This window comes from Alloacidobacterium dinghuense (genome assembly GCF_014274465.1).
GTDB lineage: Bacteria > Acidobacteriota > Terriglobia > Terriglobales > Acidobacteriaceae > Alloacidobacterium > Alloacidobacterium dinghuense.
This window is the reverse complement of record NZ_CP060394.1, coordinates 2,985,376-3,011,772: the sequence shown is the minus strand read 5'-3', so window position 1 is coordinate 3,011,772 and position 26,397 is coordinate 2,985,376. Positions and strand designations below refer to the sequence as shown.

The window sequence follows — 26,397 nt, the reverse complement described above, 5'->3', positions numbered from 1 at the left end:
GGCGGAAAGAATCTAGCCTTTTGCCGCGTACCATGCCTTGGCATATTTCCAGCTCACATAGGCGGAGTGATAAAGGTGCAGGAGAAGTCCCTCGCGTCCGTCGAGAAACCCAAGACGGAGGACATAATTGTAGAAAAACGTTGCAGCAGGGTTGAGAAGCACATTCCACAAGAATGCAGGCCAGCTCCGGCTGGTTTTGTTCTTCGAACTCGCCTGCTCTGCGCCCAGTGTACTGTAGCGGTTCATGTGCTCGATGTAGTTCTCAATCGTGGGGTAGGCGTGGTGGATCAGGTCGCCGCGCAGCGTGCGGGTCGGTCCGGTGTGTCGCAGCGTCTCATGCACCGCTCGCTCTTCGAACCAAGCAGCGCCTTTGCGAAAGAGCCTCAACTTGGGATCAGGGTAATAGCCGCCGTGTCTGATCCAGCGGTCAAGAAAGAGATTCCGCCGCAGCACAAAATATGCGTGTATGTCAGGAGTCATTTCCATTAACTGTGTAATTTCCTGCGCGAGCGCTTCGCTGACCTCTTCGTCGGCGTCGAGTGACAACACCCATTCACTGGTGCAATGCTCTATCGCTAGATTCTTCTGCTTCCCAAACCCACGCCACCCTTCGCGGATCACCTTCGCTCCGAACAGGGAAGCAATCTCGATGGTCCTGTCCGTAGAACCGGAGTCGACGACGACGACTTCATCTGCCCAGCGAACGCTTTCCAATGTTCGCGGCAGATTTGCTTCTTCGTTTTTGGTGATGATGGCTACAGAAAGAGGCTTTCCCATCCCGCGGCCTGTCACTGCAGGGTGACGGAATCCGTGCCGAGGTGCTCGTTGATAAGGCGCGCGACCAAGGGCTTGAGTTGAGTGCCGTCCTTTGGCAGGATAAACGTGCTCTCCTCATCAGACCAGTCCAGCTTGAAGCTGGTTGAAAGCGCAGAAATCCATATCTGGCGCACAGGAGTATTGGGGGTAATGACGAATTTCGCAGGCGGCTCGTCAAAGACAATATTTAGCACACCGTTCTGTTCCTCGGCCTCGAAGTCGCTATCTTCTTCAGCAGCGATTAAGCTTTTCTTGAGAGACTCAATCGCAGCATCCGCATTTTTGCGGAAAGTAAGCTCATCTAACATGGAATCAGTGTAGCAAGCAAGGTTACCGATTTGGGACAAACTCCGGTGGGCATGCAAAACTCGCCTGATTTTTACATGACACAGAAAAAATCTATCGCAAAATCGCAGCATCTAAGACTGAGACTGGAGGAAATGATGATGCGGTTTTCCCGGGCCGTTGTGTTTCTTGCAGCCTGCAGCCTGTTGCTTGCTTGCATATGTCGCGCGCAGGCCACCGCACCCTCTCCACAGCAGCAACTCATCAAAGACGTTGCCTATAACGAACTGCAGGACCGCGAGCGGGATAGCTTCTGGGCATACGATATTGACCAGAAGGTTGGCCAGAATAGCTACGCGAAGCGCCAGGTGGAAACCCAACAGGGCCCCATCTTCCGAATCCTTGAGCAAAACGGAAAACCTTTGACGGATGCAGAGGCGAGAAGAGAGCAGGCCAGGCTGGAGCATCTCATCAACAGCCCAAGCGCTCTTGCGAGAAATCGGGAAGACCACAAACAGGACGAAGAACGTCTGCAGCGCTTAACCAAATTGATGCCGAATGCCTTTCTGTTTGAGCAGGACGGTCCAGCTTCAGGGGATCTCGTGACATTCCGCTTCAAACCGAATCCAGACTTTGATCCTCCTACATATGAAGCCCGCATCTTTCACGGGATGGCCGGAGTCATCGTAATCAATCAACGATTGAAGCGGTTCGTCTCCATGCGGGGAACAGTGATCAATCGCATTGACTTTGGCTATGGTCTGCTTGGCTATGTCGATAAAGGCGGACGATTTGAGGTTCATCGCCAGCAGGTTAGCACTACATGCTGGAAAACGGACCTCGTCGATGTGCACGTTTCGGGACGTGTCATTCTCTTCAAGAGCGTAAGTAAGGATCATCGCGAAGCGCGGTCGGATTTTCAGCCCGTCCCAACAGACATCAGCCTTACGGATGCAAAGCATCTCCTTGATCAGGCTGCCTCGGAGAATGAGGCCGAACTGAAAGGCGATCCAAAGTCGAAGTAGAAATCGTAACCGCCTTTTTCTGATGGTGTCGACTTTACCGTTCCGTTTTTGGACTGCCTCGTATAGGCGGTCAAGATCGCCTAGGCTGGCAACATCGCCCCTGCACTGCCGTGACATTCTTTCCTATCTCAGCAACGGCGGCATCCAGTGCCTCCTTGCGGCGACCCGTCATAAAGACACGATCCATGCCTTCCTGAACGAATCGCTTCGCGGTGGCAAGGCCCATGCCAGTGGACGCACCCGTAATGACAGCGGTTTTTCCTGCAAACTTGTTAGACACACCCAGCTCCTTGTTTTAGGGAAACTCTGATTTTGATCGCCTGTCAAGACGAGTGGTGCCTGTCTCGATGGCGGGACATCACATCAATACCCGCCATGCCAAGCTCTACTGGGCCGTTATCGTTTATCCAAGGTGAAGAGAGCCAGGGGGTATGCAAGTGTACGCCCCCTCTGAAGTTCTGCCTCTTATCGCGCAGGTTCAGCGATAAGTGAGGCTCTAGCTGTATCGTGTTCGAGGACTCTGACAAGGTCCTGTTTCAGAAGGTAGATCGATACTGCCAACAGAACCACGTCTTTCATCAGAAATGCAACGTTGCCCACCATTGCAGGGAATCCGCCTGCGGACGGCGCCCAACCATCTGGCATAAAGGGAATGATCGTGACTGTCGTAATGAAGGTAAACACCGAGCCGAGAGCTCCCAACACCCCGAGTTTCTTGTTCCAGAAACCGGCGAGCAACAACGCTCCAAACAGCCATTCGGAAACACCCAGGAAGTAAGAGGAGCCTTTGATGCCGAAGACCGGGTACATCCAGAAGATCAGCGGCCCATGGGTGAAGAATGGAATGAGTCCCTGTGCTTCATAATCAAACCACTTCTGATACCCAAAGAAGAAGTAGATGATGACCATCGATGCGCGGACGAGATGGTAGTCCAGGTCTCCCTTGAGAAGGCGTGTTTTTGCTAGAAGGTTGATAAGCCAGTTCATGACGTGCTGTCCTTTCTCCAGAATGCGGCATCAGCCGCATTCCGGAACAAAAAGCGATTATTTACTTTCTGCCGCGAATGCCTGATCGATAGGCGCGGGTGAGATGTGGTCTAGATAATTGCTGATGGTCTTGAGAGCAATGCCAAGCAGCAGCTCCATCACCTGCTCCCTCTTATAGCCAGCAGCGATGAAGTTCTGAATGGTTTCTTCCTTGGCATAGCCGCGCTCACGAACAAGTTCTTTCACCAGACTCACGAGAGCATTGAGTCTTTTATCCGGCACCGGCGTGTTGTTACGAATCGCGGTTACGACCTCAGCTGGCGTGTGGAGGGCACCTTTCGCGACCGTGGAATGCGCGGCTGCGCAGTAGTTGCATTGATTCTCTACGCTTGCTGTCAGCAGAATTAGTTGTCGTTCCCTGGGAGTGAAGGAGCCCTTCTCATAAACGGCATCCAGCGACAAATAGCCTTGCAGGACGGTCGGGTTATTGGCAAAAGTGGCCATCAGATTCGGGATAAAGCCGAAAGACTTCTGAATGTTCTCAAGCACAGGCTTGGAAGCCTCAGGGGCGTTCGCAATAGTTAATGGTGTGTAGAGTGCGTCGGTTGTGGTGCTCATGTCTTTTTCCTCCTGGTTCGGCGATTTCAACGCCGTACAGATCAGTAGATCCTTCAAGCGGTGAGATGATCCGTCGTATGTTTCAATCAGACTGATAGCAAAAGGCGATCATGTTTAAGAATGCGAAAATCGCCTCATTTTTCTCGGCGATTGGCACTAGAGAGTCCCGAGGCTTGCGCCCCCATCTACAAATAACGTTTGGCCTGTGATGAACGCCGCTTTCTTCCCTGCAAGAAATGCAATCGCCGCCGCAATCTCCACGGGTTGTCCGAACCGTTTCATCGGCACTTTGCTCAAATAGCGGGCCTCTCCTTCACTACCTTGCGGATTGTTGGCACGGAATAGCTCGGTTTCCGTCGGGCCTGGCGCAACGGCGTTTGCAGTAATGCCGTCGGCTGCAAGCTCAATCGCCATAGTGCGCGTCAGGCTTTCTAGCGCTGCCTTTGCTGCTGCGTAACTTGAACGAAATGCGAACCCGCGAGTAACCAGGCTGGTTACGTTAATAATGCGGCCGAACCGCGCGGCTCGCATGCAGGGCAAAAGAGCTTGAGTGAGCTGCAGCGCTGGGCGAACATTCAAATCCATGACCGCAGCGAACGCTTCTGGATCCACTGTGTCAATCGCTTCATGCCTGGCAATGCCGACATTGTTGACAATCCCAAGGACATTCCCGCGAGCGGCCAAATCGTTGGCGAGAGCTTGGGTCTGATTCTGGTCTGCGAGATCTGTCTCGATAAAGGTGCCCGGGAACGATTGCGGGGAACTGCGAGCGACGCCTATCACTGACCAACCCTCTTCTACTAAAACATTCGCGGCCGCGCGGCCGATCCCCTTTGATGCTCCGGTAATGATGATGCACTTGGTCATGGCAAGCTCTTTAATAGCTTCTTGGAGGATCTATTCCGCGATGAAAACTTCCTCAGTCCAGCCTTACTTAAGCAGAAGCTCTTGTTAGTGCCGCCTCGGCAGCGTTCCGCACCGACGGCGTAGATGTAAACAGCGGTATCAGCCCCTCAACCAATGTTGGGTGAGTCAGAATGGTGTCGCGTAGCACGGTATAGGCCAGCCCAGCGCCCATCGCAATTTGTACCGAAGTCATGATCTCGGCCGCGCCAACACCGAGAGCCGTGAAGCCTAGAATGCGGTCTTCGTCAACAGCGACCAAGGCTTTCAAAAATCCTCGCGTTTCTGACATCGTGCTCGCACGCATTACCGCTTCCATCGGAACCTTGAACAATCGGTAGCTGATCTCTTGTGCTTTCGCTTCCTTTTCACTCAGGCCGATATGGGCCAATTCTGGATCGGTGAAAAGACAAAATGGTACCTGTCTTCCTGTGGTCACACGTTTGCCGCCAGTGAGGCTGGCATGAACTACACGAAAATCGTCGACGCTTACGTGGGTGAACTGCGGGCTGCCCGCTACCTCGCCGATCGCCCAAACTCCCGGCGCCGTGGTCTCCAGGCGCTCATTCACCTTGATGTAGCCGCGTTCGGTGAGTTCGACGCCGGCAAGCTCCAGTCCGATTTCCCGGGTATTCGGAGCGCGGCCCGCTGCGACCAGCAGATGACTGCCCTCCAGCGTCTTTTCGGTCCCATTTTTTTCGACAAGGATTCTGACCGACTGTCCAGACTTCCCGGATATCTGTTTGAGCCGTGCGTTCAGCGCGACCTCAATTCCTTCGTCGTCAAACAGGTTTTGAAGCGCTTCCGTTACGTCGTCGTCTTCTCGATGCAAGAGGCGGTCATTGCGATCGATCAGAGTCACTTTGCTGCCGAAGCGGCGCATTGTCTGGGATATCTCCAAACCAATGTAGCCGCCGCCGATGACGAGAAGATGCTCGGGTACTTCATCCAGTTCCAGTGCTTCGATGTGTGTCAGGGGATGCGCGTCAACAAGGCCGGGAATTGGCTCAAAGGCAGCGTGCGTGCCAGTATTCACGATCACATTGGCTCCCCGGAGTTGACGCGTTGTTTCGTCAGGAAGTGTAACCTCCAGCGTTCTGGGGCCGACGAAGCGTCCGGATCCGAGGATGAACTCCGCTCCACTCTTCTCGTAGTTGCCTAGGTAAGCTTCATTCCAACCCGAAACCATCCTGCGCTTACGTTCACGAACTGTGCGCATATCGACTGCGAAGTCTCTTGTGGCAATGCCGAACTCTTCACTTCTGCGCAGGTATGAGGCAACCTTCGCACTGTGAATGATGTTCTTGCTCGGCAAACAGGCGATGTTCGGACAGGATCCGCCGATGTATTTGCGTTCGATCACTGCGACACGCTGTCCCTGGCCGGCGAAGGTCCAGGCGGCGATTGTGCCTCCCGTGCCGCCGCCAAGAATGACCAGATCGTATTCTTCGGGGCCGCCTTTTCGAGGTGGCTGAGGTGAAGAAGTATTTTGCCTAGTGGTCATGTCCTCTCCTTTTTCAAATCGCGCCTATTTTGAAACATCTGTTCTCCAGGGCATGCGCTAGTGGCTCGATCGGATCATCTGCAGATCCAGCCCGGCTTGAGCATGTCTTGAGGAACTCGAAGAATGAAGTCTCTTCATGCAGATTTTCTTCACTGAGCCACTAATTCAGCCTTGGCTTCCTTTGATTTTCACGAGATCGGCTGCCGAAGCTCCTTCAAGCGACAGTCCATATCCAACTTCTCGCACAATGCGCTCTTTCAGTGGTTGAATGAAATGCACACGCGTGTTGCGGCGCGTCACCTCGGGAGCCTTCAAATACAGGCCGGCCAATTCCTGCGCCCGATTGAGCGCTTTGCCGTTCGGCACAACCTCCGCAACCACTCCCCATTCATAGGCCGTGCGCGCGGGCAACGGCTGTGGGTTAAGCAAGAACGCCTCCGCCCGCCCCGCTCCGGCGCGATAACTCCAGGTGGTAAAGATCCCATCGCCCGGCACTACGCCGGCGGCAAAGTGCGCCCCATCCAGGAACGTCGCACCCTCCGCCGCCACAATCACATTTGCTAGTAGGGCGTACTCGGAGTGCACATGGGCGCGTCCCTCGATCGCCGCGATGACCGGCACACGGATGTTGGCTATGTTTTCCAGAACCTGAACGCCTTCGTCGTGAATTTGGCTCCAAACTCCCGGATCCGATACGTTACCGAACGATGGCCATTCGACACCAGTAATGAAGCCTCCACCTGCGCCCGTTAGGATCACGATTTTGTTGGCCCGATCCTGCGAGATCCGGTAAAAGGCATCCACAATCTCCGTGTGATCCTGCGCGGCAAAAGTGAACGGGCCGCCGTTACTGTGAAATTCGGCAATAAGAACACCGTTGGCGTCTCGTGTCAGCTTCAGGCTGCGATAGGCATCGAAGTATTCCGTTTGTAGTGCGTGCACAGCTTTCTCCTTTCTGGTTTACTTGCTCGGGTTGAATCGCTCCTGGCCGAAGGCTTGCGGATTTTTTCTTCCGAAACGCCTGATAGAGTCATGGGCATCGTTCAACTGTTTATACGAATCGCTCTTTCATCGTGGACAGAAACCTATATTGCAATGCTCGTGCCAACTCCGAGCTTGTGGTAAACGATTGATATCGAGTGAATCGGTCAAACGCGGCCGCCGGCTACCATCTCGGTGTCAAAACTGTTGAGTTGACGTTGACAGCTGTCGTAACGGTTTCGTTGCCATCACGTTCAGCCATTTGAGTCCTCATCGGATGCTTTCTTGACCACACCCTGTGGGCTCCTCTGGCTCTTGCGGGCGAGTTGTCGTAAGACCTCCTTCATAAACACGCCGCACTGGAATTTGACCTTTTCGTTTATCAATTGCAGTAGCACGCGTTCTCCTTCCGGACTGATCGCCGTTACACCCCTCAGATCGACGATAAGTTCCCCTTCATGAAGGCCCGCTTTGGCGGCCTCGCACACGGTCGTCAACTCAACGGTCCAAGGTGCGACGAGCTTACCCTCTACAATCAGCCTGCGACGGCGCGTGTCTTCGACAACCGAGATCTTCAACATACGCATCTGTCCTTGACCGTCCCATGGGCAAGTTATATGCCAAACGCTGAGAGCATAACTGATTGTGTTTTCAGGCAAGATTGAATTTAGCTGTGGAGAGGGTTGAGACTGTCAACGCGATCCTGACAAGTCATGGCTGAATGGGACATCAGGCGTACTGCTTGGGATCGATGCCGAACTTTTTCATCCGGGCTAGGAGCGTTGTGCGATTGATGCCCATCCGCGCCGCAGCTCCGTCGGAACCGCCAACGCGTCCCTTAGTTTCAGCGAGTGCGCGCACAATTGCGTCGCGCTGCTTATTGGTACGTTCATCAGCAACACCGTACTTTCCTTGCAGAGCGTTGATTGTTTCTCTGACTATGCGAACCACATCGTCGTGATTTGAAGCAGCCTGCATAGGTTCTTCGGTTCTCACCTTGCGTAACTCTGCAAGGGGCGCCTCCAGGGAGCTGTTGCGCGTCAGGATCACTGCGCGCTCAATAAAATTCTCCAATTCGCGAACATTTCCGAGCCATTCCCATGCCGCCAGCGCTTTCATCACGGCTGCCGGAATGGTGTCGATCTTCTTCTGCATCTGTTTCGCGAACTTTTGAACAAAGTAACTCACCAGCAGAGGAATATCTCCCTTGCGCTCCCGCAGCGGCGGAATCCGGATCGGAAATACGTTCAGCCGATAGTACAGATCGCTGCGAAATTCACGTGCTGCGATCATCTTCTCAAGATCGCGATTGGTGGCGGCTATGAGGCGAACGTTCACTTTACGGGTATGCGTGCTTCCGAGGCGTTCAAACTCCCGTTCCTGCAACGCCCGCAAAAGTTTCGGTTGGATTTCAATCGGGATGTCGCCCACCTCATCCAGAAACAGCGTTCCTTGATCGGCCAGCTCCAGTCGGCCAATCCGTTGCGCGATGGCGCCTGTGAAGGCGCCCTTTTCGTGGCCGAACAATTCGCTCTCCAGAAGACCGGTTGGAATCGCGGCACAGTTCAGCTTTACAAACGTTCTATCCTTTCGACCGCTGCGGTCGTGAATTGCACGGGCGATCAACTCCTTGCCCGTTCCTGTTTCACCGAGCAGCAAAACCGTTGAATCGCTGGGGCCGACGGTTTCGACCAGTTGCAGGATGCGCTTGAGCGCTTGACTGTTTCCCACGATCTGCTCGAAATCCATGTCGCTGCGAATTTCCTGTTCCAGATAGAGCTTCTCTTGTACCAATTTCTCTTTGAGCTCGGAAATCTCGCGGTATGCGTCGTGAAGCGCGAGGTTTTCTCGATAGAGTTGGTCTTTTAGCGCTCTGATCTCCCCTTCGGCGCGCTTCTGCTCGCTCAAATCGAGCACGAATGCCACACCTTCGCTCCTACTTCCCTCGAACATAGCTGAGCCGACGAGTACAGGAACACGGGTGCCATTTTTTCGGAAAAACTCCTTCTCGAAAGGCTGAACGCTCCCGGTCCTTATCACGTCTGCTATGGCCTGTTCATCGCGCTTGCGCCATTCTTCCGGTGTCAGGTCCGTCCAGCGTACGCGACCCGAGGCCAAATCTTCGCGATCGTAATCCACCATGCGCAGAAATTCCTCGTTTGCCCCGACGATGCCGCCTTCCAAATTCCAGAAGAAAATCCCCAGAACATTGGCGTCGACCAGGCGTCGAATCTTTGCTTCGCGGTCTTCGAGATCGCGATAAAGCCACGTATTCTCGAGCGAGATTGCTGCTTGCGAGGCAAGCACCTTCAGCACGGTGGTCCGCTCAGGAGTAAAAACGTGGGAGGCTAGATTATTTTCTAGATACAGAACACCCGTGAGTTCTGCCTGGTGAGTCAGCGGCAAACAGAGGACAGAACGGGTTTGATGCTGAAGGAAATAGGGATCGGTAGAAAACCAGTTCTGTGATGAAGCATCATCAAGAATCACTCTCTCATGAGTCCGCATTACATAGCGGACGAGCGATTCCGGCAGCCCCACTCCTCTAGCAGAAGCGTCTCGCATGTGCACGGTAACATCGTCTCCCGAAGTGGTGGCTTCCGCCTCTATCTGCAGTTCATGACCTCGTGAAAAGATCAGAATCCCGCGCGTGGCCCCCGCGTGCTCGATGGCCGCTCGCATGATCCTGTCGATCAGTTTCTCCAGAACCATCTCGCCCGAGACGGCTTGCGAGACTTTGATTATAGTGCTCAAATCGAGAACTTCGACCGGCGCCACGATTGTTCTCGCGCGGCCGGGAGCGGGTTCTTCTTTCTTGAGGTGTGGATACAACTGATCGAGCTGCTTCACCTTGCCGCCGGCTCCCCAGCGGAGATAGCCGTAGCGGGCATCACGCAAGTAGACGTCCGCGATCTTGTCGAAACCACGCGCCGCGTAAAATCGTGCCGTGAGTTCGTTGGCAAGCGCCTCATTATGGATAAAGCCATTCTCGTGCGCCGAGCGAATTGCCTTCTCATAAAGTTGCTCGGCATCGATCACACGGCCCTCTATGCGTGCGATCTCTGCACTTACCAGCGCCGCACGATTCTCGAAATTCTCCGGACAATTTTCTGTCCAGACTTCAAGCTGCCGTTGATGTGCCGCCAGAGCGCCGATGGTCTGTTGTTTCTCGATAGAAGACGCAGAGTCCCAGGATGCAGCGAGGGAGAGCGCGCCATAGTAGTGATAATCGACTGCTTCAAAGTTTGATGGAGCTGACCAAAGCAATCTTTGTGCATGCAATGAAGCATCCACGGCGGAAACGTAATCCCCGGCGAAGAAGCGAGCTTGCAGTTTTCGGATCCAGTAAAAGCACTCGGGTTGTGCCAGTGCCGAGTCGCTGCCCAAATGGCGTTCGAACCGTTGTTCCTCAAACTGTTCATCGTCTAAACGCCCAAATTCCGGCGTCAAACCACGAAAGGTCCGGATTAGGGCAAGCTGCACGCTGATGACGTTAATGGCGAAACCAAAGCGAGTCCGTCGCGCGAATTCGAAGCCATTTTCGGCCTCCCGCTGGACCTGCGACAGCGGGTCTCCCGCAGCCAACAGGTGTGTGTTGAGGTTGATGCCGCTGAACGCTGCAAAGCAGAGATCGCCAATCCTGTTCGCGACCTCGAACGTCTGATATATCAGATCGCGACCAGCTCGGACATGTTTTGCCCACGGCAGCACGTGACATGCGAAGACCATAGAGGTCCTGGCCTGAAAGCGCGTCAAGCCTCGTTTTTCGACCAGCTCATAGCCGAGAAGTCCGAATCGATATCCGGCCTTATAGTCGCCGAAGTGCGGTCCGGCTATCTGACCAAGCCATACATAGGCAACACACGAGCCGTCGCTGTTTCCTCCCTCAAGGCTGAGGTTGACCGCCCTGCAGATGGCCAGGGAGAGCAGGTTCGCATCCGAAAACAATGCTGGTGGTAATACCTTGGTCAGAACATCCAGTGTTGCGAGGGACACCGGGTTGTTCATCAACGGCAGCTCGACAAGTTCCTCGATGTCGCGGTCTCCGAGCCTTGACCAGATCTCCGCGTATTCCCGCTTCACTTCTTCTTTTGTCGGATGCGCCGACCATTCCATGCCTAGATGCCGGAGGTAGTCGAGGCAGACGGCAATGGCGCGGTCATTCTGGTCGAGGCTGGTGTACAGATCGACCTGCAAGCATGTGACGGTTGCTAGTTCGATCGTGGTCAAAGCGCGGGATGAAAGCACGGTCAAGCGCTCTTCTGCAGCCGCCGACTGGCCGGTTACGAACTCACACTCAGCCCGGTTCAATTCCAGCGAGAACCTGAGCTCATGCAGACGCTTCCATGAGTCATCGCCTAAGAATGATGTGCCGGCAGTGAAATACGTGAGCGCTGAGGTGTAAGCAGCAGAGGCCTTAGCGCGTTTGCCCGCGATCAGGTTAAGTTCGGCCAGTTGTTCACGTTCGTCTCGCGCGGTGATCAAGGCCGCACCGCGGTTGAGCTGGTTGACGACCTCGAAGATACGCTCTTCCCGACTCTCTGGTGGGGTGTGCGCGGCTAGCAACCTTCCTATTCGGAGATGGGCTTCCGCGCGTAATTCTTCCGAGATCAAAGAATAAGCTGCTTCCTGGACGCGATCGTGCAGGAATCTATAGGAATCTTCCATGCGGAAGATGAGGCCCGTTCGAACCGCCTCCCAAAGCCAGCCATGTACTTCCTCGTTCGAGTGTTGGGAAGCCATCTCCAGCAGGACAAACGCCGCGCTGTTGCCCATGCACGCAAGTAGCTGCAGTGCATTCCGAGTTTCGACGGACAGGCGATTCAGCTTGCCGATCAAGAGGTCGACCACATTGTCGGTGTAACCCTTGGCGCGAATGCGATTCAGGTCCCAGAACCATCGCCCATTGCCGTGGTCGAAGATGAGTAAACCCTCTTCGGCAAGTGCAGAGATAAACTGAATAGCGAAAAACGGATTGCCAGCGGTTTTTTCGTGGATTAGCTGAGCCAGCGGGGTGGCACGCTCCGGTTCACAATAAACAGAATCTGCAAGTAACAGATCCAAATCTTCAACGGCCAAGGGCGCAAGGACAATCTCCTGGACGCTTGCCCGAACCTGGCGGATCGCTTCCAGTTTTCGCATGAGCGGATGGGAAGAATCGACTTCGTTATCCCGGTATGCGCCGATTACCATTAAATGCCGCACATCCGGTTGAGTCAGAAGATCCTCGATCAAGTCGAGCGTTGCAGTATCGAGCCATTGCAAATCATCAAGGAACAGAACTAGCGGGTGCTCAGGCCGCGTGAATACGCTGATAAATCGACGAAACACCAATTGAAAGCGGCCTTGCGCGTCTTGTGGAGGAAGTTCAGGAACGGGTAATTGTTCCCCGATGATCAACTTGAATTCGGGAACCAGATCCACAATGAGCTGACCATTCGGAGCCAGCGCTTCATGAAGAGCGTCGCGCCATTTGCTCAGCTCTACCTCGCTCTTGCTCAGGAGCGGAAGTAGAAGGTTCTGAAGAGCCTGCGCCAAAGTGGCATATGGGATGTCGCGCTTGTACTGATCGAACTTGCCCGATGCGAAAAGGCCACGCGAAGGAACAAGGGATTTATGAAGCTCATTGACGACGGAGGACTTGCCGATACCGGAGTAGCCGGAGACAAGAACAAACTCCGGGCTGCCGTCAGCCACAACCCGGTCGAAGGCGGCGAGCAAGGCGGCGATTTCGGATTCTCGCCCGTACAATTTCTCCGCAACGAGCAGTCGGTCTGACGTGTCTTGTTTGCCAAGCGGGAATTCGTCAATGCGATGTTGCGTTTCCAATTCTGCAAGGCAGTGCTGAAGATCACGCTCCACGCCGTAAGCTGCCTGGTATCTGTCTTCGGCAGTTTTGGCCAGCAACTTGATAATGATTGCCGACACCGGACCAGGTATGCCATTTATCCGTTCACCTGGTGGCATCGGCTGTCGCGCAATATGGCAGTGCACCCATTCCATCGGATCGGACGCCGCGAATGGAAGATCGCCGGTAAGCATCTCGTAAAGCGTTACCCCTAGAGAGTAGAGGTCGCTCCGCGAATCAATCGAGCGATTCATTCGCCCGGTTTGTTCTGGTGACATATAGGGGAGCGTTCCAGCTATGAACTCAGGAGGCTTGGGCGCCTGACGCTCTCGCGGAAGGCGCGATGCGATCCCGAAGCCCATCAGCCGGACGTGCCCCGCGGGGTCAACCAGAACATTTGAAGGCTTTACGTCTTTGTGAATCAGCTCCTTTTTGTGCAAACCGCTGAGTGCCGTTGCGAGACCGACAGCCAAGCGCAAGAACCGCGTTATTTGCATCGGTTCTGAAAGGAATTGATCGAGAGTTTCGCCGCCAGGATCTTCGAGCAAGAGCGCCGTCTGCCCGCGGTGATCGGAAAGTGCTAAGGGCCGAACCGCCCAGGCGGGATCCAGTTCATCCCTTAAGGAGTATTCGTGCTCTATCTTCTTCAGGGTCTCGAGCGCCGGATGGAGGGAAGCAGGAACCAGCCGGAGAACGGATCGTGAGCCGGGCTGGTTTGTATGCTCGTCCCGATACAGGATGAACTCCTCATCCTTGCGGACAGCTTCGACATATTGCTCTACGCTCATTGTTCTCCAACTTCAGGGGTGTCTTATCGGTCGATAACCATGATTCGAAGCCGGCGAGTGTTTTCGAAGGGGGCACTCGCGGATTGTTTGGTGTGTCGACCCAGCTCCCATGGCTGAAGTGTCAACGAGTAATTGACACCTTCAACAGTCAATTATGTCTGCGCCTTTTGAATCAGATCAAATTCATTATATTTCTGGGGCTTAATCGCGCGACAGATGGCCAATTTCGACTACCCGCAACATGGGATGCCAATGAAACATGGTTCATGGCGGGGCACAACGCAACCTCTGCAGATCACTCTCCCTTCGTGTTTCTGCGCGGTGTCTTCGTGGTTTGTTTGGCATAGCTCTGTTTAGACGATCTACACTGGCAAGCGGCGCACATTGGAATCTGACTTGCACTGCGTTAGGCATTCAAATCACTCGAATGACAATCGCAAGAGTAGATATCAATCATCGGTCCAAAGCGTCCAGCCCTGATCGAGATCACATCGAAGAATTCACTCGCGTTATCTCGCGCCTCCTTCCGGCCTTCCATCGCATAGCACTTCGCCGTCTCGGAAACATCGCTGACGCCGAAGACGCTGTTCAGGACGCCCTATTGTCCGCTTATAGGCATTTAGACCAATTCAAGGGAGAAGCAAAGTTCTCAACGTGGCTAACCTCAATCGTCATTAATTCCGCCGGTTCTAAACTGCGTCGGCACCTTCGGCATGTGCACATTCCGCTGGACGGAGAAGATCAAACGTCGAACTATCACTCTTCATCACAGTCGTTATCGGATCACCGGCCAAATCCGGAAGAGGTCTGCCGAAGGTTGGAAATTGTGGACCGTGTGCTGCGACTTTCAAAGAGTCTTTCACCGAAGTTGCGAAGGGCCTTTGAACTGCATTATGTACATGGATTAAGTACTGAGGAGACAGCAGAGGCTTTGGGAGTGTCGAACAGCGCTGCAAAAACTCAGCTATCAAGGGCTCGCGGAAGGCTCAAGCGTCTGGTGTTGGAACATACAAACGGAAAATCTGTGCAGATGCGCGAGAGCACTGGCGAACGATGTCATACAAGACGATGTCTTAGATGATGGAGTGCTGGTAACCCGCTCTTCAATGATCAAGGGGCAGGCCATTGGAATTAACTCTGCTATGCTACGTGACTTCGGGGGATCTAATTTTCGCCTCCCGTGCGTTTGGAGAGTCACTCTTAAGGCCTCCGAACATGTAACGAAACGTGCTTCCCGTACCTCTTATCTTTGGAAGCGTCCTAAAAACTCGAAATGGAGTTACGTACATGTTTGATATGAAGGATCTGACTCGGCTGAAGAAGCTGGATGAGAATGCACCTGAAACGATGAAGGCCTTTTGGGCTTTTGATAAAGAGGCGTTCAAAGAGGGTGCCATCGATGTCCTACACAAGCAGTTGATGGCGGTGGCCGTTGCGCTGACTACGCAATGTCCATACTGTATTGAGTTGCATGTAAGAGCAGCCCGTCAAGCCGGTGCAAGTGATGCGATGCTGACGGAATCTGCGATAGTCGCGGCGGCGATGCGCGCAGGTGCGTCAATCACTCACGCGACGCACTTGTTTAAGGACTAGTTGGGGCCCGATGTCTAGGCGGCTGTTTCGAACGTTGATGCTTGCCGCCTTGCTGGGAAAACGCTGTGCGTTCCCACTCTTCCACAGAGCCGACGACTGCTGAATTACAGATTTGAAGAGTAAATGGACACGAAAGCCAAGGTGCGTGTCTAGAAAGGAATATCGTCGTCCGTGATCTCAGCCGATTGCCCGTAGTCCTCCGTGGGAGCCGACGACCGCTGATCAAAGGACGAAGTGCTGGCTGCGCGTGTATAGCCGCCACCGCCGCCTTCTTCGCCACGTCCGCTTAACAGTGAAAGATCATTGATGATGATCTCGGTGCGGTATTTCTTCTCGCCCGTTTGCTTGTCGTCCCACGACCGCGTCTGGATCTTGCCCTCAACATAGAGCTTCGAGCCTTTCTTCACGTAGTCGCGGATGATCTCTGCCGTGCGCTGAAAGGCAACGAGGTTATGCCACTCGGTGCGGTCGCTCCAGTTCCCGCCCTGATCCTTAACACGATCGGTGGTTGCCAGCGAAAAGTTTGCGACCATGGTGCCGCCCGCCGTGGCGCGAATCTCGGGGTCTTTACCCACATTGCCGAGAAGAATGACTTTATTGACGCTCTTTCCCATAAATCCTGAATTCTCCCAATCCCTGCCGCGTGTGCTCGCGGCTAATTCTGAAGCATACCAGAATCGACTGATTATGCAGCTATTTGCGCCTCTGAACTGTAGATTAGGGTGGTTTCCATTAGATTCCCGCTAGCGCTACCGCTCTGTCTACTGGGCAATGATCATTTGAGAGTTACTGCTGATATTGACTGTCTGTCTTTTCCAGAAGGGAATCCAGAGGGGCATGGCATAGGTAACTGCCACTTGCACCGCATTTCCTGGTGCATTGCATGTGCCGCTGGAGCAGATTGACCAACTGGTTGGCTCTGCGCTAGCGGTGTACCACGTGGTGGTTACAGTAAGGTTGCTGGAGTTGATACCGGGATAGCCAAGGCCCTTAACATAGTTCTGAATCTGCGCGGCAGTCGCGTTGCAGTTTGTTAGATTGGGCGTGTTCGTGCAGGAGCTTGAACCACGAACGATGGCATAGCGGGTACCTTCCCGCGCTCCTTCGGAAGCGAAGTCGTAAGTGTAAAGCGCGAAGGCGATCTGGATGATGCCGAACAACAGAGCCAAGAGGACCGCGGATGCAATGGCCATCTCGACCAACGCCGCGCCTTCCTGGATGCAGATCCTGTGAACGAATTCTCCTCCGACGAGCCGTTTGGCAGTTCTTTCGATTGAGGCAACCAGCCCTTTTACTGTAGGCACTTTTGTATCGCCTGTCCTTTTAACGTGAATGTTGTTGGAAATCCGGGAAGATGAATCAGCGGATCGAACGACACCTGCGTGTTAACGGTGACGTTTTCCTCAATATTAGAAGTTGAGCAGGCGGAATTATCCGTACATGAGGCGGCTGTGCCATCGGAGCAGATGCAGGAGATGGAGGAGGTGGTGCTGAGGCCGGTGAGATTGCCTGCGTCGTTTGCGGCTGCATTCGAGATTCCGGTTGTGTCGGAAGCCGTGCTGCCGTTCTGTGCGCCATATCTGGCCCCAGCGCTGGCTGCGTTCGCGACTTCAACGGCGGCAAAGGCGAGTCGGCCGAACTCAGCAGCACCCACGAGAATAACGATCAGAAGAGGCGCAACCAGTGCCAATTCAAGGATCGATTGGCCGCAATCGCAACCCATCCTCCGAATCCATCTGCGGTGATCGAGCTTTGCGTTGATCATCGTGCCGTATCTCCTTCCTCGTCTTACTCCACCAGGGTGACCACCCTGAAAGGCGATGTGTCGGGATGGACGACGCTGTAATTGGGAATGGTGATGAGCGAGGCGTTATCGTACATCGAGTCTGCGACGATACCTATGGCTGTTATGTTCCCGCCGTTGTCCTGCAAAAATACCTGCGCGCACGGAGCATAGATAATGCCGTCGAGCGAAGAACTGCTGCCGAAGACCAGCTGCAACTGCGTAGGATTACTTGAATTGCAGGGATAGGAGCTGTTGGTCGAGGGCACCATGAGAGAGATGCCGTTGTACGGGTTGCTTACTGTCGTGGATGCAGTGTAGTTGATCGTGGTGTTGCTGGGCTGGTTGTAGGTGCCGTCAGCAATATCGATTGTCGCGCCGTTGGCGGTTACTGTCCCGTTGATGGTGACGCCATTGCCGAAAGCGTAGGTTCCCGGACCCAAGGTCGCCCCATTCAGCGTAATCGCCTTGGTGTAACAAATCGCGCTACCAAGACCAGGACCAGCTATGCTGCCGGTAAGGGTCGTGGAGCTGCTATCGACGGAGGCGCAGCCGGAGCCCGTCAACGGGTTTGGGTCGGGAGGATGCAATGGCTCGCTTCTAGGTGCGGCATTCAGGGTGGGGGCTGTGGGCGCTGTGGTGTGATTTCCAGTGGCATTCCCTACCACATCCACAAATTCTGAATTCATGATGCCGCCGTTGCCAGTAACACTAATAGCGCCGGAGGAAGTCGAATTCACGTAGATGCCGCAGTCGGTAGCCTCGATGTCATAGGCGCCCTTGAGCTTGAGCCCGGTGCCGGTTTTTGACATGAGCCAGATGCAAGGTCCTCCTGCAGTAGGTGCGCCAGCTACAGCCCGGGCCGACACGGTGACAGAGCCCTGATTGAACAGCTTCATGAAGAATGTTGGGTTTGGTGTACTGACGATCGCCTCCACAAAGCCTGCCGAGCCAGAGTTAGGGCCACTGGACGCGGGAACATTCAGGGTGACGATTGCTCCACCGCTGCCGTCCGTTACACCGTTGAGGCTGGCGGCGGCCTTGCCTGCAGTTTGTGCCGACGTTGTCGATCCGTTGTACAGATAATCGACCGCACCGGCACTGGCAGCCGCATCTGCGGCGATCTGCAAGTTGCGTTTGGCATGGAAGAGCATACCCACATCGGCTGCCAGGCCAGTAAAGCCCAAAAGGACAGTCATGCTCAAAGATGCGAGTACTAGTACGTGTCCGCTTTCATCGTGTTGAATTCTCATCAAGGCCTGACCTCCATGCTCTTGCATTCGTTCCGCCTGAAAACACGGTCGATGGTCAGAAACAGCGCGGAATTCCCAAAGGTCAGCCGTTCTGGAGCTAAAGCCGTGGGGCGCTGTTGCAAACCTGCAAGTCATTGCCGAAGCCAGATGAGCAAACGAGTAAGCTGGCCGGGGCCGTTAAACTGCTGTGGGGGAAGAATGTGTTCAAAGTACGGTTACAAATGCAAGGCGTCAACCGTTGGGATGAGTACGGGAGTAACAGGGATGAATACGGTCGTAACCGATCTGCTTCAGGCTGTCTTAATGTTGATGTGCCTTGGGCAAAACCTTCTTACCATTCATCGCAGGGCAGCGAACATCTAAATATCGTGGGTGGCTGTTCGTTCTGCAACTCAGTGCAACTCGGTGTCACTCAATATGTCTTCCGGCACATGCTGGAGCATTGCTTTGAAGGTTCCCATCACGACCACGCCAAGAAAAAGGTTCAAGAGTTACAGGGTGGTTCCCATCAGGATTCCCACGATGGCTCACGCGCCTGCTGAGTCGATAGAGGATACCGTGACAAATCCTTCGCCCGGCTATCGCCTTCATTTCACAGCGGCTTAGCTGTAAATAATCTGAGATGCTTTGCTTTCTGTTGAGTAGCGACTCGCAGAATCAAGCGCTTAGCTATTGGTTTGAAATTCTGAAGCATAGCAGAAGTAGGCAGGCTCGCCATATCTGCCTGAAAAGATTCATCCATCTGCCCGTGACCCTCGTAAGTGCGTTCTGAAAAGTTCAGTTCCAGAAATTTGAGGGTCGAATTTAACTTGACATGTATCAAAAAGATATATATCTAATGGTTGTACTGAAGAGCCAGGATATGATCCCATTCTTCGTACTCGCCGGAACCCTCATCATCTGCCGCCTCATCGGATGGGCAGGCGCTGAGTTCTTTGCGACATGGCAGCATTGCCTACGTGTAGCCGTGGCCGCGATGTTTCTGCTGACGGCATCCGCGCACTGGGGCAAGCGCCGCGCCGATCTCGTTCGCATGGTGCCTCCGGCATTCCCGCGTCCAGAAATGCTGGTCACGCTCACCGGCTTTGCCGAAATCGCCGGAGCCGTCGGAATGCTATGGACGCCGGTGACGAAAGCCGCCTCGCTGGGGCTGGCTGTTCTTCTGATCGCGATGTTTCCAGCGAATGTCTATGCCGCCCGGCACGAGCTGACGATCGCAGGCCGCGGAGTGCCGGGGCTCTTTATGCGGACCGTGCTTCAGATAGCCTTTCTCGCAGGGGTTATTCCGGCGGGGTGGTGCTGAGATGCCGCGTGTAAACCAGAGCCAGTTCGCCTTGCTCGGACTACTCAGCCTCGGGCCCAAGTCCGGCTACGATCTCAAGCAACTGATTTCGTGGTCGGTGAACCATTTCTGGCGCGAAGGCTATGGGCAGATCTATCCTACGCTGCAGCAGTTGGCAAAGCAGCGCCTCGTCACCAAAAAGACGCAGCGGCAAAAGGGTAAACCAGACCGTAACGTCTACTCGCTCACGCCCGCCGGACGCGAACGCCTGAAACAATGGCTTGCCGAGCCTGCCAGCCCAGAGGTTCCGCGCAACGAGCTTTTGCTCAAGCTGTTTTTCGGCCAATGGGCTCCGGGCGCGACGAGCCGCAAACAGATCGAAGACCATCGCCAGCTATGGAAGCAGGAGATCGCCGACTACGCAGGCATTCGCAAGCGCCTCTTTGCCGAGAGCGACGAAAGAAATCCAGGGCTGCCGTTCTGGGAGATGACGTTGAGCTACGGCGAGCACATCGCCAAAGCTCAACTTGCGTGGAGCGAAGAAGCCTTGAAAAGGCTAAAAGACACGGACTAGACCGCAGAGGAGGTCACGCCATGCATGATCCACTTTGGATGAAAGCATTTCTTGCCGTTCATATCGCGGCGGGGAGTTCGGCCTTTGTGCTCGCTCCTCTCGCGCTGATTACGGCAAAAGGCGGCAACGCGCATCGCCGCTGGGGAAAGATCTACTTCTGGGCAATGGCCGTAGTCGCTGTCACGGCGATCGTCATGTCGATTTACCGTCCCATCCTGTTTCTGGCGCTGGTGGCCATCTTCAGCTTCTATTCGGCGTTTGTCGGCTATCGCGTGTTGGGGCAGAAGGCCGCATACAAGGGGGAAAAGACAGCCAAAGCACTCGACTGGTTCGCCGCAGGATTTACCTTCATGGCCAGCGCAATGCTCGCGTCTCTCGGAGCATTCAAGCCGGGGCTCGTCCAGAACCTCGGCATTCCCGCGATGGTCTTCGGCGGCATTGGTATGTGGATCGCGGGCACAACCGCCTGGGCATTCACCCATCGTCCAAAGGAAAAGATGTTCTGGTGGTACGCGCACCTTTCAGGCATGCTCGGCAGCTACATCGCTGCATGGACGGCCTTCAGCGTTGTCACCATCGGCCCTTTGCTGCACCACGCCTGGTGGATATGGGTAGTGCCGACGGGAATCGGCGTTCCGGCAATCGTGATGACGCGCGCTTACTATCACAGAAAATTCGCTCCCAGACCAAAAAACAACCTGCAGGCCACAGCGTAAGCGTGCAGTATCATTTCGCTAGATGCTCGCTTCTCTTCGATTCATCTGGAACGCAACTCGTGGTCACCGCCTGCGGCCCTGGCGCAGCGAGTATCTGAAGTGGCGCATCGAAACCTATTCCGGCAAAAAGGCTGAAAGCCTCCAGCCCAAGGAAGTCATCCATTTTCTATGGACTGAAAAACGAAATCTCGTGCGCTTTCTCCATTGGACTAATGAAATGGATGACTTCAAGAGGCTGTCATCCCGCAGCCAGCACTCTTAACCTGTAATTCGTCGTTAGGCGCTGCATCGATATAATCGCTTCCAAAAACATGCATCTCAGATCGACACGCCGCCAATTTCTGCGACAAAGTGCAAATGTAGCCGCAGCCAGTCTCCTGCCGTGGGATCAAATCCTGGCCGAAGATGTCGCCGGGCCGCAGTCGCTGCGCGCGCATGCGCAAGCGCGAGGACTGCTCGCCGGTTGCGCCGTGGTCCCGGAAAAGCTCGCCGGCGAGCCGGCCTATGCAAACACCGTCGCCGAGCAGGCGAATCTGCTCGTTGCCGAAAACGCGATGAAGTGGAAAGCGCTGCGTCCCGCTCCGGACAAATATAATTTTGCTCCGGCAGATGCGATCCTCGCCTTTGCCAATGAGCACAACCAGCGTGTTCGCGGACACAATCTTTGCTGGCATGAAGCGTTGCCGGACTGGTTTCAAGCAACGGCCACGCACGAAAACGCACGCGAGCTGCTGATCGACCACATTGAGCATGTAGCCGGACACTTCGCCGGAAAACTGCACTCGTGGGATGTGGTCAACGAAGCGATTGACGTTAAGGACGGCAGGCCAGACGGACTGCGCAAATCTCCGTGGCTTGATCTGATCGGTCCCGACTACATTGAAATCGCATTTCGCACGGCCCGCAGAGCAGATTCCACCGCTCTGCTGACCTACAACGATTACGGCATCGAACTCGATACGCCAGAGCAGGAACAAAAGCGCAGCCAAGTGCTGGCGCTGGTCAAACAACTTCGGCTCAGAGGCGTACCGATCCATGCAGTCGGTGTGCAGAGCCATCTAACAGCAGGAGAGGGCACACCCGGCGCTGGGCTGCGTGAGTTTGTCCGCGCTGTTGGCGAACTGGGTATGCAGGTTTTCATCACAGAACTAGACGTCTCAGACCATAAGCTTACAGGCTCGGTAAAAGAGCGCGACACTGCTGTAGCCAAACTCTACGGCGACTATCTCAACCTGGTGCTTGCCGAGCCAAATGTAACGGCGGTTCTCACCTGGGGCATTACTGACACGTACTCCTGGCTCAATCATCATCACGCGCGCAGCGATGGTCAGCCGCAGCGCTGTCTGCCTTTTGACGCCGACTACCAGCCGACTCCCGTCTTTTTTGCCATGCGCAAGGCCTTCGATGCACGGCGCCAGGCAAGCCCCGGACTTGGCAGTTGAGCCGCGCTTTGTTGTCATAGAGAAGTGACCTCTCATTCCCTTATCCGCGCAGCGCTGTTCGCCGGGTTTTTATGCGGTGGTGCGCAGATTTCCGTAGCCCAGGAACCGTTTCCGGGAGAACCCGTGACCGCTCCGAAGCCACAACAAGCCGCGCCAAACTCAACGCAGGGGCCAACGGCGAAGCCCCTGCCGGAGCAACAGTTGCCGCCCACAATCCGTGTCAATACCAGCGTGGTATTGGTGCCGACACTGGTCGAAAAGCCGACCGGCGAGGTGTTGTACGGTTTAGCAGCGAAGGATTTCACCCTCGAAGACAACGGCGTGAAGCAGGACATCCACGTAGACGACGATCTAGACGCGCAACCTGTGTCCCTGGTCGTTTGCATCCAGCGCGGGCGCTCCAGCGGTCTTGAGTTCGGCAAGCTCGCCAAGCTTGGCCCATTGCTCGATCTCTTCACCGCTGGCGGACGCGGAGAGGCCGCACTCGTCGTTTTCGATTCCAAGCCCGTTTACCTCGATGCCTTTTCGCGCGACACCAACAACATCACAGAAGACCTGCAACAACTGCGGCCCGGCGATGGCGGCGCAGCAATTTTCGATGCTGTCGGATACTCCGTCGACTTGCTTGAGCATCGTCAACCCGACCATCGCCGCGTGCTGTTGCTCATCAGCGAGTCGCGTGACCATGGCAGCAAGAGATTCAACGCACAGGATCTGGTCGAACGCATTGGCACCAGCAATACTCTTGTGCTGAGCCTGACGTTCTCGCCCACTAAGGCAGGACTCATGGATTGGGGAAGCGGAAATGCAGCAGGAGGATCATCGATCAATGTCCTCGCACCCCTCATGATGGCCATTGCCGCCGTGCACAAGAACGCAGCGCGTGAAATCGCCACCATGAGCGGTGGCGAGTACGCCTCCTTCACTAAGGAAAAGGGTTTTCAGGATCGCGTCGATGAACTGGCGAGCCACTCCAGAAACCGCTACATTCTCAGCTTTCATCCATCCGATCTGACGCCGGGCCTGCACACCATCCAGGTGAAACTCAACAACGACTACAACGCACGCGTGGTGGCACGGGCCAGTTACTGGGCTGTGAGCGATGCGACGAAGACCACAGGTTCAGCGCAATAGCCCTGCAAACCTCAACACAAAACAAAATTCCTGAAGGGAGTGAGGAGAGATTCCATGAGTGAGTGGTTGCAATTGACAGCAAGCGACGGACATTTCCTGGATGCATACATCGCGAAACCGGAAAAGGAACCTATCGCTGGTCTGGTTGTCGTGCAGGAGATTTTCGGAGTGAACGCCCATATTCGTTCCGTCGCGGACAGCTATGCTCGCGACGGATTCCTGGCGATAGCCCCCGCCATTTTTGATCGCATCGAGAAGCATGTTGAATTGGGCTACGAAGGCGCCGACATGCAGAAGGCAATGTCCTTCATTCCGAAGCTGAACATCGAGAGTGCGCTCCTCGACGTTGCAGCAGCGCTCGACTACGCGCACAAGGAGACAGGTAAGAAAGCGGGCGTAATCGGCTATTGTTTTGGTGGAACCGTAGCATGGCTCAGCGCCACGCGACTAAAGACGGATGCGACAGTGGGATATTATGGTGGCGGCATTGGAAGCTTTGCAGAAGAAGCGCCGAAGGTTCCGGTGATGCTTCATTTCGGGAAGCTCGACACCCACATTCCCAAAGAAGAAGTGGATCGCGTCCACACCTCTAATCCTGAGGTGCAGATCTTCTGGTATGACGCAGGCCACGGCTTCAATTGCAATCCGCGGTCAAGCTATGAGCCGAATTCAGCCCGGATTGCGCGCGAACGGTCATTCGCCTTCCTGACGGAAAACTTGAGAGGCTGATTCGAGTAAAACGAAAACCGCTTGAATTTTCTTAAAATGATGCATTCTAAGCGTCGTTGAGCTGCGGAGATGCATCTACGACAAGACATACTTTTTCAGTCGTACTGCAAGTCCTGTTTTCCTGTAGGGAAAGGTGGCCTCCGCAACAATGGCGGCAAGCGAAACCATTGCTGAACCAAAGCTCATAGCACAGGAACGATGGCGGCCTCGGGTCAATCCCTGGGTCATCGCGGCGACTGTGGCTCTCGCCGCATTCATGGAGGTACTAGATACCTCCATCGCCAACGTTGCGCTGCCACACATCGCCGGCAGTCTCGGCGCCAGTCAGGATGAGAGCACCTGGGTTCTGACCGCCTACCTTGTTTCAAACGCGGTCGTCCTGCCCATGGGTGGATGGGCGACGAGCATCATGGGCCGCAAGAACTTCTTCATGTTCTGCATTGTCATCTTCACCATCAGCTCGTTCCTCTGCGGCATTGCTCCCTCGCTCGGGTTCCTGCTGCTGTTTCGCGTGATTCAGGGCGCCGGCGGCGGCGGGTTGCAGCCAATGGCACAGTCCATCATGGCCGATTCATTCGAGCCTGCGAAACGTGGCCTTGCCTTTGCGCTCTACGGGCTCGTTGCGATTCTCGCTCCCTCCATCGGCCCCACTCTCGGCGGCTGGATCACAGACAATTACAGCTGGAATTGGATTTTCTACATCAACATTCCCGTCGGAATACTTACACTGATTCTTACCAACCGCCTGGTGGAAGATCCGCCCTGGATCAAGGCCGACCGCAAGAATCTGCTGAATGTGGACCGAATGGGCATAGCGCTGCTCGTGATTTCCATGTCCGCACTACAGATCATGCTCGACAAAGGAGAAGAAAAGGACTGGTTCCAGTCGGATTTCATCCGCTTCTTTGGGATCACTTTCGCGATTTCGTTCGTCGTTCTTCTCGCGTGGGAGTGGTTCACGAAAAATCCCATCATGGAATTGCGCCTGCTCAAGAACCGCAATTTCGCCACCTGTTGTTTCCTCATGCTCTTTACCGGTGGCCTGCTGAATGCGACAACCGTGTTGCAGCCGCAATTCCTGCAGGCGCAGCTTGGCTACACGGCAACCATCGCGGGCCTGTCGCTTTCAGCAGGCGGAGTTGTCCTCCTATTCATGGTGCCGATCGCGGGGCAGTTAGTAAGCCGAATTCCGGCGCGCAACATCATCGCGGGTGGCTTCTGTGCCGCCGTTGTTGGCTACTATTTCAGCGCGCTTCACATCAATCTCGGCTTGAGCTTCGGAATGGCGTCTATCATCAGAATCCTTCAGGTTCTCTTCATTCCATTTGTCTTTATCGCGGTCACTACTGCGGCCTATTTCGGCATGCCGGTGGAGAAGAACAATCAGATTTCCGGTCTCATCAATTTTGTCCGCAACATTGGCGGCAGCATTCTCATTTCGCTCACCAATGCGGGCGTGATCGAACTCGGTCAGTTTCACCAGAACCAGTTGCTCAAGCACATAACTCCAGATAGCGCGAATCTGCAGAACCAGGTCAATGCACTCAGCAACGTCTTTACCCGAAGCGCAGGCTCGGCAAACGCGAACTACCTGGCACAGGGGCAAATCTATAACCAGATCCAGCAGCAGTCGCACACGCTTGCCTATCAAGATATGTACTTTATCCTATGTGTCACGTCGTTCATCATGATTCCGCTGACTTTTCTGCTGCGCAAAAACAAACCCGGAGCAGGCGGGGAAATCGCTGTCCATTAAAGGTAGAATTACCGCATGCGCGCCGTCGGTGTCACAATCATGGTCCTGCTTCTCTTTGCCGGGATTGTGTCTTCGACCGCATGCGAGATGATCTGTACTCCGGGGAACCAGTCAGCGGTCTGCTGCACGCATACGATGCAATCCTGCACGAGCGCTGCGTCTGTAACAAGTGAGCGTCAATGCGGCCATCCGCAGGAAGAATCTGCTCTCTTGACCGGAACCGCGCAGTCGTTACAATCTCACGTTCCCGGCAACCTCGTTTCAGATCTCGTCGCCCCGACAATTCTCGCCTTTGTCGCAACCAGCAACGCCTCGCCTCGCAACAGTCTTAGTCGATCGTCGTTTACCCCGCCTCTACGCATCTGACATCGCCGCTCCTC

Annotated in this window: 25 protein-coding genes and 1 pseudogene; 12 read left to right on the top strand and 14 right to left on the bottom strand. The window is 54.7% G+C overall.

All coding sequences use genetic code 11. The features are described from left to right. Positions 1-12: 12 nt before the first annotated feature. Both H7849_RS12365 and cyaY read right to left on the bottom strand, forming a co-directional pair. Positions 13-777, bottom strand: coding sequence for a glycosyltransferase family 2 protein (locus H7849_RS12365; RefSeq protein ID WP_186746910.1), 765 nt, complete (start codon positions 775-777; stop codon positions 13-15). Positions 778-788: 11 nt separating this feature from the next. After that, entirely contained in the window at positions 789-1,124 is a 336-nt protein-coding gene (cyaY, locus tag H7849_RS12360) for an iron donor protein CyaY (protein WP_186746909.1), read from the bottom strand. A gap of 132 nt (positions 1,125-1,256) precedes the next feature. On the opposite strand from cyaY, the gene H7849_RS26830 reads away from it, so the two are divergent. Beyond that, complete coding sequence (locus H7849_RS26830) at positions 1,257-2,126, top strand: hypothetical protein (RefSeq protein ID WP_251106841.1); 870 nt, start codon at positions 1,257-1,259, stop codon at positions 2,124-2,126. A gap of 21 nt (positions 2,127-2,147) precedes the next feature. Here H7849_RS26830 and H7849_RS26825 read toward each other — a convergent pair. The 8 genes and pseudogenes from H7849_RS26825 to H7849_RS12320 all read right to left on the bottom strand — a co-directional run. Further along, a pseudogene (locus H7849_RS26825) lies at positions 2,148-2,352 on the bottom strand (SDR family NAD(P)-dependent oxidoreductase); the annotation flags it as partial. Between the two features lie 239 nt (positions 2,353-2,591). Then, positions 2,592-3,113 (bottom strand): YkgB family protein, encoded by a 522-nt coding sequence (locus H7849_RS12350; RefSeq protein ID WP_186746907.1) that lies wholly within the window; start codon positions 3,111-3,113, stop codon positions 2,592-2,594. A 57-nt stretch (positions 3,114-3,170) separates the two neighbouring features. Then, the gene (locus H7849_RS12345) at positions 3,171-3,731 is read right to left on the bottom strand and encodes a carboxymuconolactone decarboxylase family protein (RefSeq protein ID WP_186746905.1); all 561 of its coding nucleotides are present in this window, start codon (positions 3,729-3,731) and stop codon (positions 3,171-3,173) included. A 156-nt stretch (positions 3,732-3,887) separates the two neighbouring features. After that, positions 3,888-4,598 carry an SDR family oxidoreductase gene (locus tag H7849_RS12340; protein ID WP_186746904.1) on the bottom strand — a complete coding sequence of 237 codons (711 nt, stop codon included), beginning with the start codon at positions 4,596-4,598 and terminating at the stop codon, positions 3,888-3,890. A gap of 67 nt (positions 4,599-4,665) precedes the next feature. Then, a complete protein-coding gene (locus H7849_RS12335; protein WP_186746903.1) occupies positions 4,666-6,138 on the bottom strand; it encodes a dihydrolipoyl dehydrogenase family protein in 1,473 nt (490 codons plus the stop codon). Between the two features lie 165 nt (positions 6,139-6,303). Further along, on the bottom strand, positions 6,304-7,080 hold the full coding sequence (locus H7849_RS12330) for an enoyl-CoA hydratase/isomerase family protein (protein ID WP_222439803.1): 777 nt from the start codon (positions 7,078-7,080) through the stop codon (positions 6,304-6,306). 293 nt (positions 7,081-7,373) lie between these two features. Further along, a complete protein-coding gene (locus H7849_RS12325; protein ID WP_186746902.1) occupies positions 7,374-7,700 on the bottom strand; it encodes a hypothetical protein in 327 nt (108 codons plus the stop codon). A gap of 148 nt (positions 7,701-7,848) precedes the next feature. Next, positions 7,849-13,755 (bottom strand): sigma 54-interacting transcriptional regulator, encoded by a 5,907-nt coding sequence (locus H7849_RS12320; protein WP_186746901.1) that lies wholly within the window; start codon positions 13,753-13,755, stop codon positions 7,849-7,851. Between the two features lie 259 nt (positions 13,756-14,014). On the opposite strand from H7849_RS12320, the gene H7849_RS27420 reads away from it, so the two are divergent. Both H7849_RS27420 and H7849_RS12310 read left to right on the top strand, forming a co-directional pair. Next, positions 14,015-14,836 carry an RNA polymerase sigma factor gene (locus tag H7849_RS27420; RefSeq protein WP_432756535.1) on the top strand — a complete coding sequence of 274 codons (822 nt, stop codon included), beginning with the start codon at positions 14,015-14,017 and terminating at the stop codon, positions 14,834-14,836. 206 nt (positions 14,837-15,042) lie between these two features. Then, the gene (locus H7849_RS12310; protein WP_186746899.1) at positions 15,043-15,348 is read left to right on the top strand and encodes a carboxymuconolactone decarboxylase family protein; all 306 of its coding nucleotides are present in this window, start codon (positions 15,043-15,045) and stop codon (positions 15,346-15,348) included. Between the two features lie 149 nt (positions 15,349-15,497). Here H7849_RS12310 and H7849_RS12305 read toward each other — a convergent pair whose 3' ends face one another. The 4 genes from H7849_RS12305 to H7849_RS12290 all read right to left on the bottom strand — a co-directional run bounded on the left by H7849_RS12305 (position 15,498) and on the right by H7849_RS12290 (position 18,384). After that, entirely contained in the window at positions 15,498-15,962 is a 465-nt protein-coding gene (locus tag H7849_RS12305; RefSeq protein ID WP_186746898.1) for a single-stranded DNA-binding protein, read from the bottom strand. A gap of 147 nt (positions 15,963-16,109) precedes the next feature. Further along, positions 16,110-16,652, bottom strand: coding sequence for a TadE/TadG family type IV pilus assembly protein (locus H7849_RS12300; protein ID WP_251106764.1), 543 nt, complete (start codon positions 16,650-16,652; stop codon positions 16,110-16,112). After that, positions 16,640-17,113 carry a TadE/TadG family type IV pilus assembly protein gene (locus H7849_RS12295; protein ID WP_186746897.1) on the bottom strand — a complete coding sequence of 158 codons (474 nt, stop codon included), beginning with the start codon at positions 17,111-17,113 and terminating at the stop codon, positions 16,640-16,642. Before H7849_RS12295 ends, H7849_RS12300 begins: the two co-directional genes overlap by 13 nt. Positions 17,114-17,136: 23 nt before the next feature. After that, a complete protein-coding gene (locus H7849_RS12290) occupies positions 17,137-18,384 on the bottom strand; it encodes a pilus assembly protein TadG-related protein (protein ID WP_186746895.1) in 1,248 nt (415 codons plus the stop codon). Positions 18,385-18,518: 134 nt separating this feature from the next. On the opposite strand from H7849_RS12290, the gene H7849_RS12285 reads away from it, so the two are divergent. The 9 genes from H7849_RS12285 to H7849_RS12245 all read left to right on the top strand — a co-directional run bounded on the left by H7849_RS12285 (position 18,519) and on the right by H7849_RS12245 (position 26,383). Then, positions 18,519-18,926, top strand: a complete 408-nt coding sequence (locus tag H7849_RS12285; RefSeq protein WP_186746893.1) for a hypothetical protein — start codon at positions 18,519-18,521, stop codon at positions 18,924-18,926. Between the two features lie 320 nt (positions 18,927-19,246). Next, the gene (locus H7849_RS12280) at positions 19,247-19,687 is read left to right on the top strand and encodes a DoxX family protein (protein ID WP_186746891.1); all 441 of its coding nucleotides are present in this window, start codon (positions 19,247-19,249) and stop codon (positions 19,685-19,687) included. 1 nt (position 19,688) lies between these two features. Further along, positions 19,689-20,240 (top strand): PadR family transcriptional regulator, encoded by a 552-nt coding sequence (locus H7849_RS12275; RefSeq protein WP_186746889.1) that lies wholly within the window; start codon positions 19,689-19,691, stop codon positions 20,238-20,240. Positions 20,241-20,260: 20 nt separating this feature from the next. Then, positions 20,261-20,956 (top strand): DUF2306 domain-containing protein, encoded by a 696-nt coding sequence (locus H7849_RS12270; protein ID WP_186746887.1) that lies wholly within the window; start codon positions 20,261-20,263, stop codon positions 20,954-20,956. Positions 20,957-21,267: 311 nt separating this feature from the next. Further along, positions 21,268-22,398 carry an endo-1,4-beta-xylanase gene (locus H7849_RS12265; protein ID WP_186746885.1) on the top strand — a complete coding sequence of 377 codons (1,131 nt, stop codon included), beginning with the start codon at positions 21,268-21,270 and terminating at the stop codon, positions 22,396-22,398. A gap of 24 nt (positions 22,399-22,422) precedes the next feature. Then, positions 22,423-23,532 (top strand): vWA domain-containing protein, encoded by a 1,110-nt coding sequence (locus H7849_RS12260; protein WP_186746883.1) that lies wholly within the window; start codon positions 22,423-22,425, stop codon positions 23,530-23,532. Positions 23,533-23,586: 54 nt separating this feature from the next. After that, a complete protein-coding gene (locus H7849_RS12255; RefSeq protein ID WP_186746881.1) occupies positions 23,587-24,261 on the top strand; it encodes a dienelactone hydrolase family protein in 675 nt (224 codons plus the stop codon). 148 nt (positions 24,262-24,409) lie between these two features. Continuing rightward, positions 24,410-26,017 (top strand): DHA2 family efflux MFS transporter permease subunit, encoded by a 1,608-nt coding sequence (locus H7849_RS12250; RefSeq protein WP_186746879.1) that lies wholly within the window; start codon positions 24,410-24,412, stop codon positions 26,015-26,017. Positions 26,018-26,032: 15 nt separating this feature from the next. Beyond that, the gene (locus H7849_RS12245) at positions 26,033-26,383 is read left to right on the top strand and encodes a hypothetical protein (RefSeq protein WP_186746878.1); all 351 of its coding nucleotides are present in this window, start codon (positions 26,033-26,035) and stop codon (positions 26,381-26,383) included. Positions 26,384-26,397 lie beyond the last annotated feature (14 nt).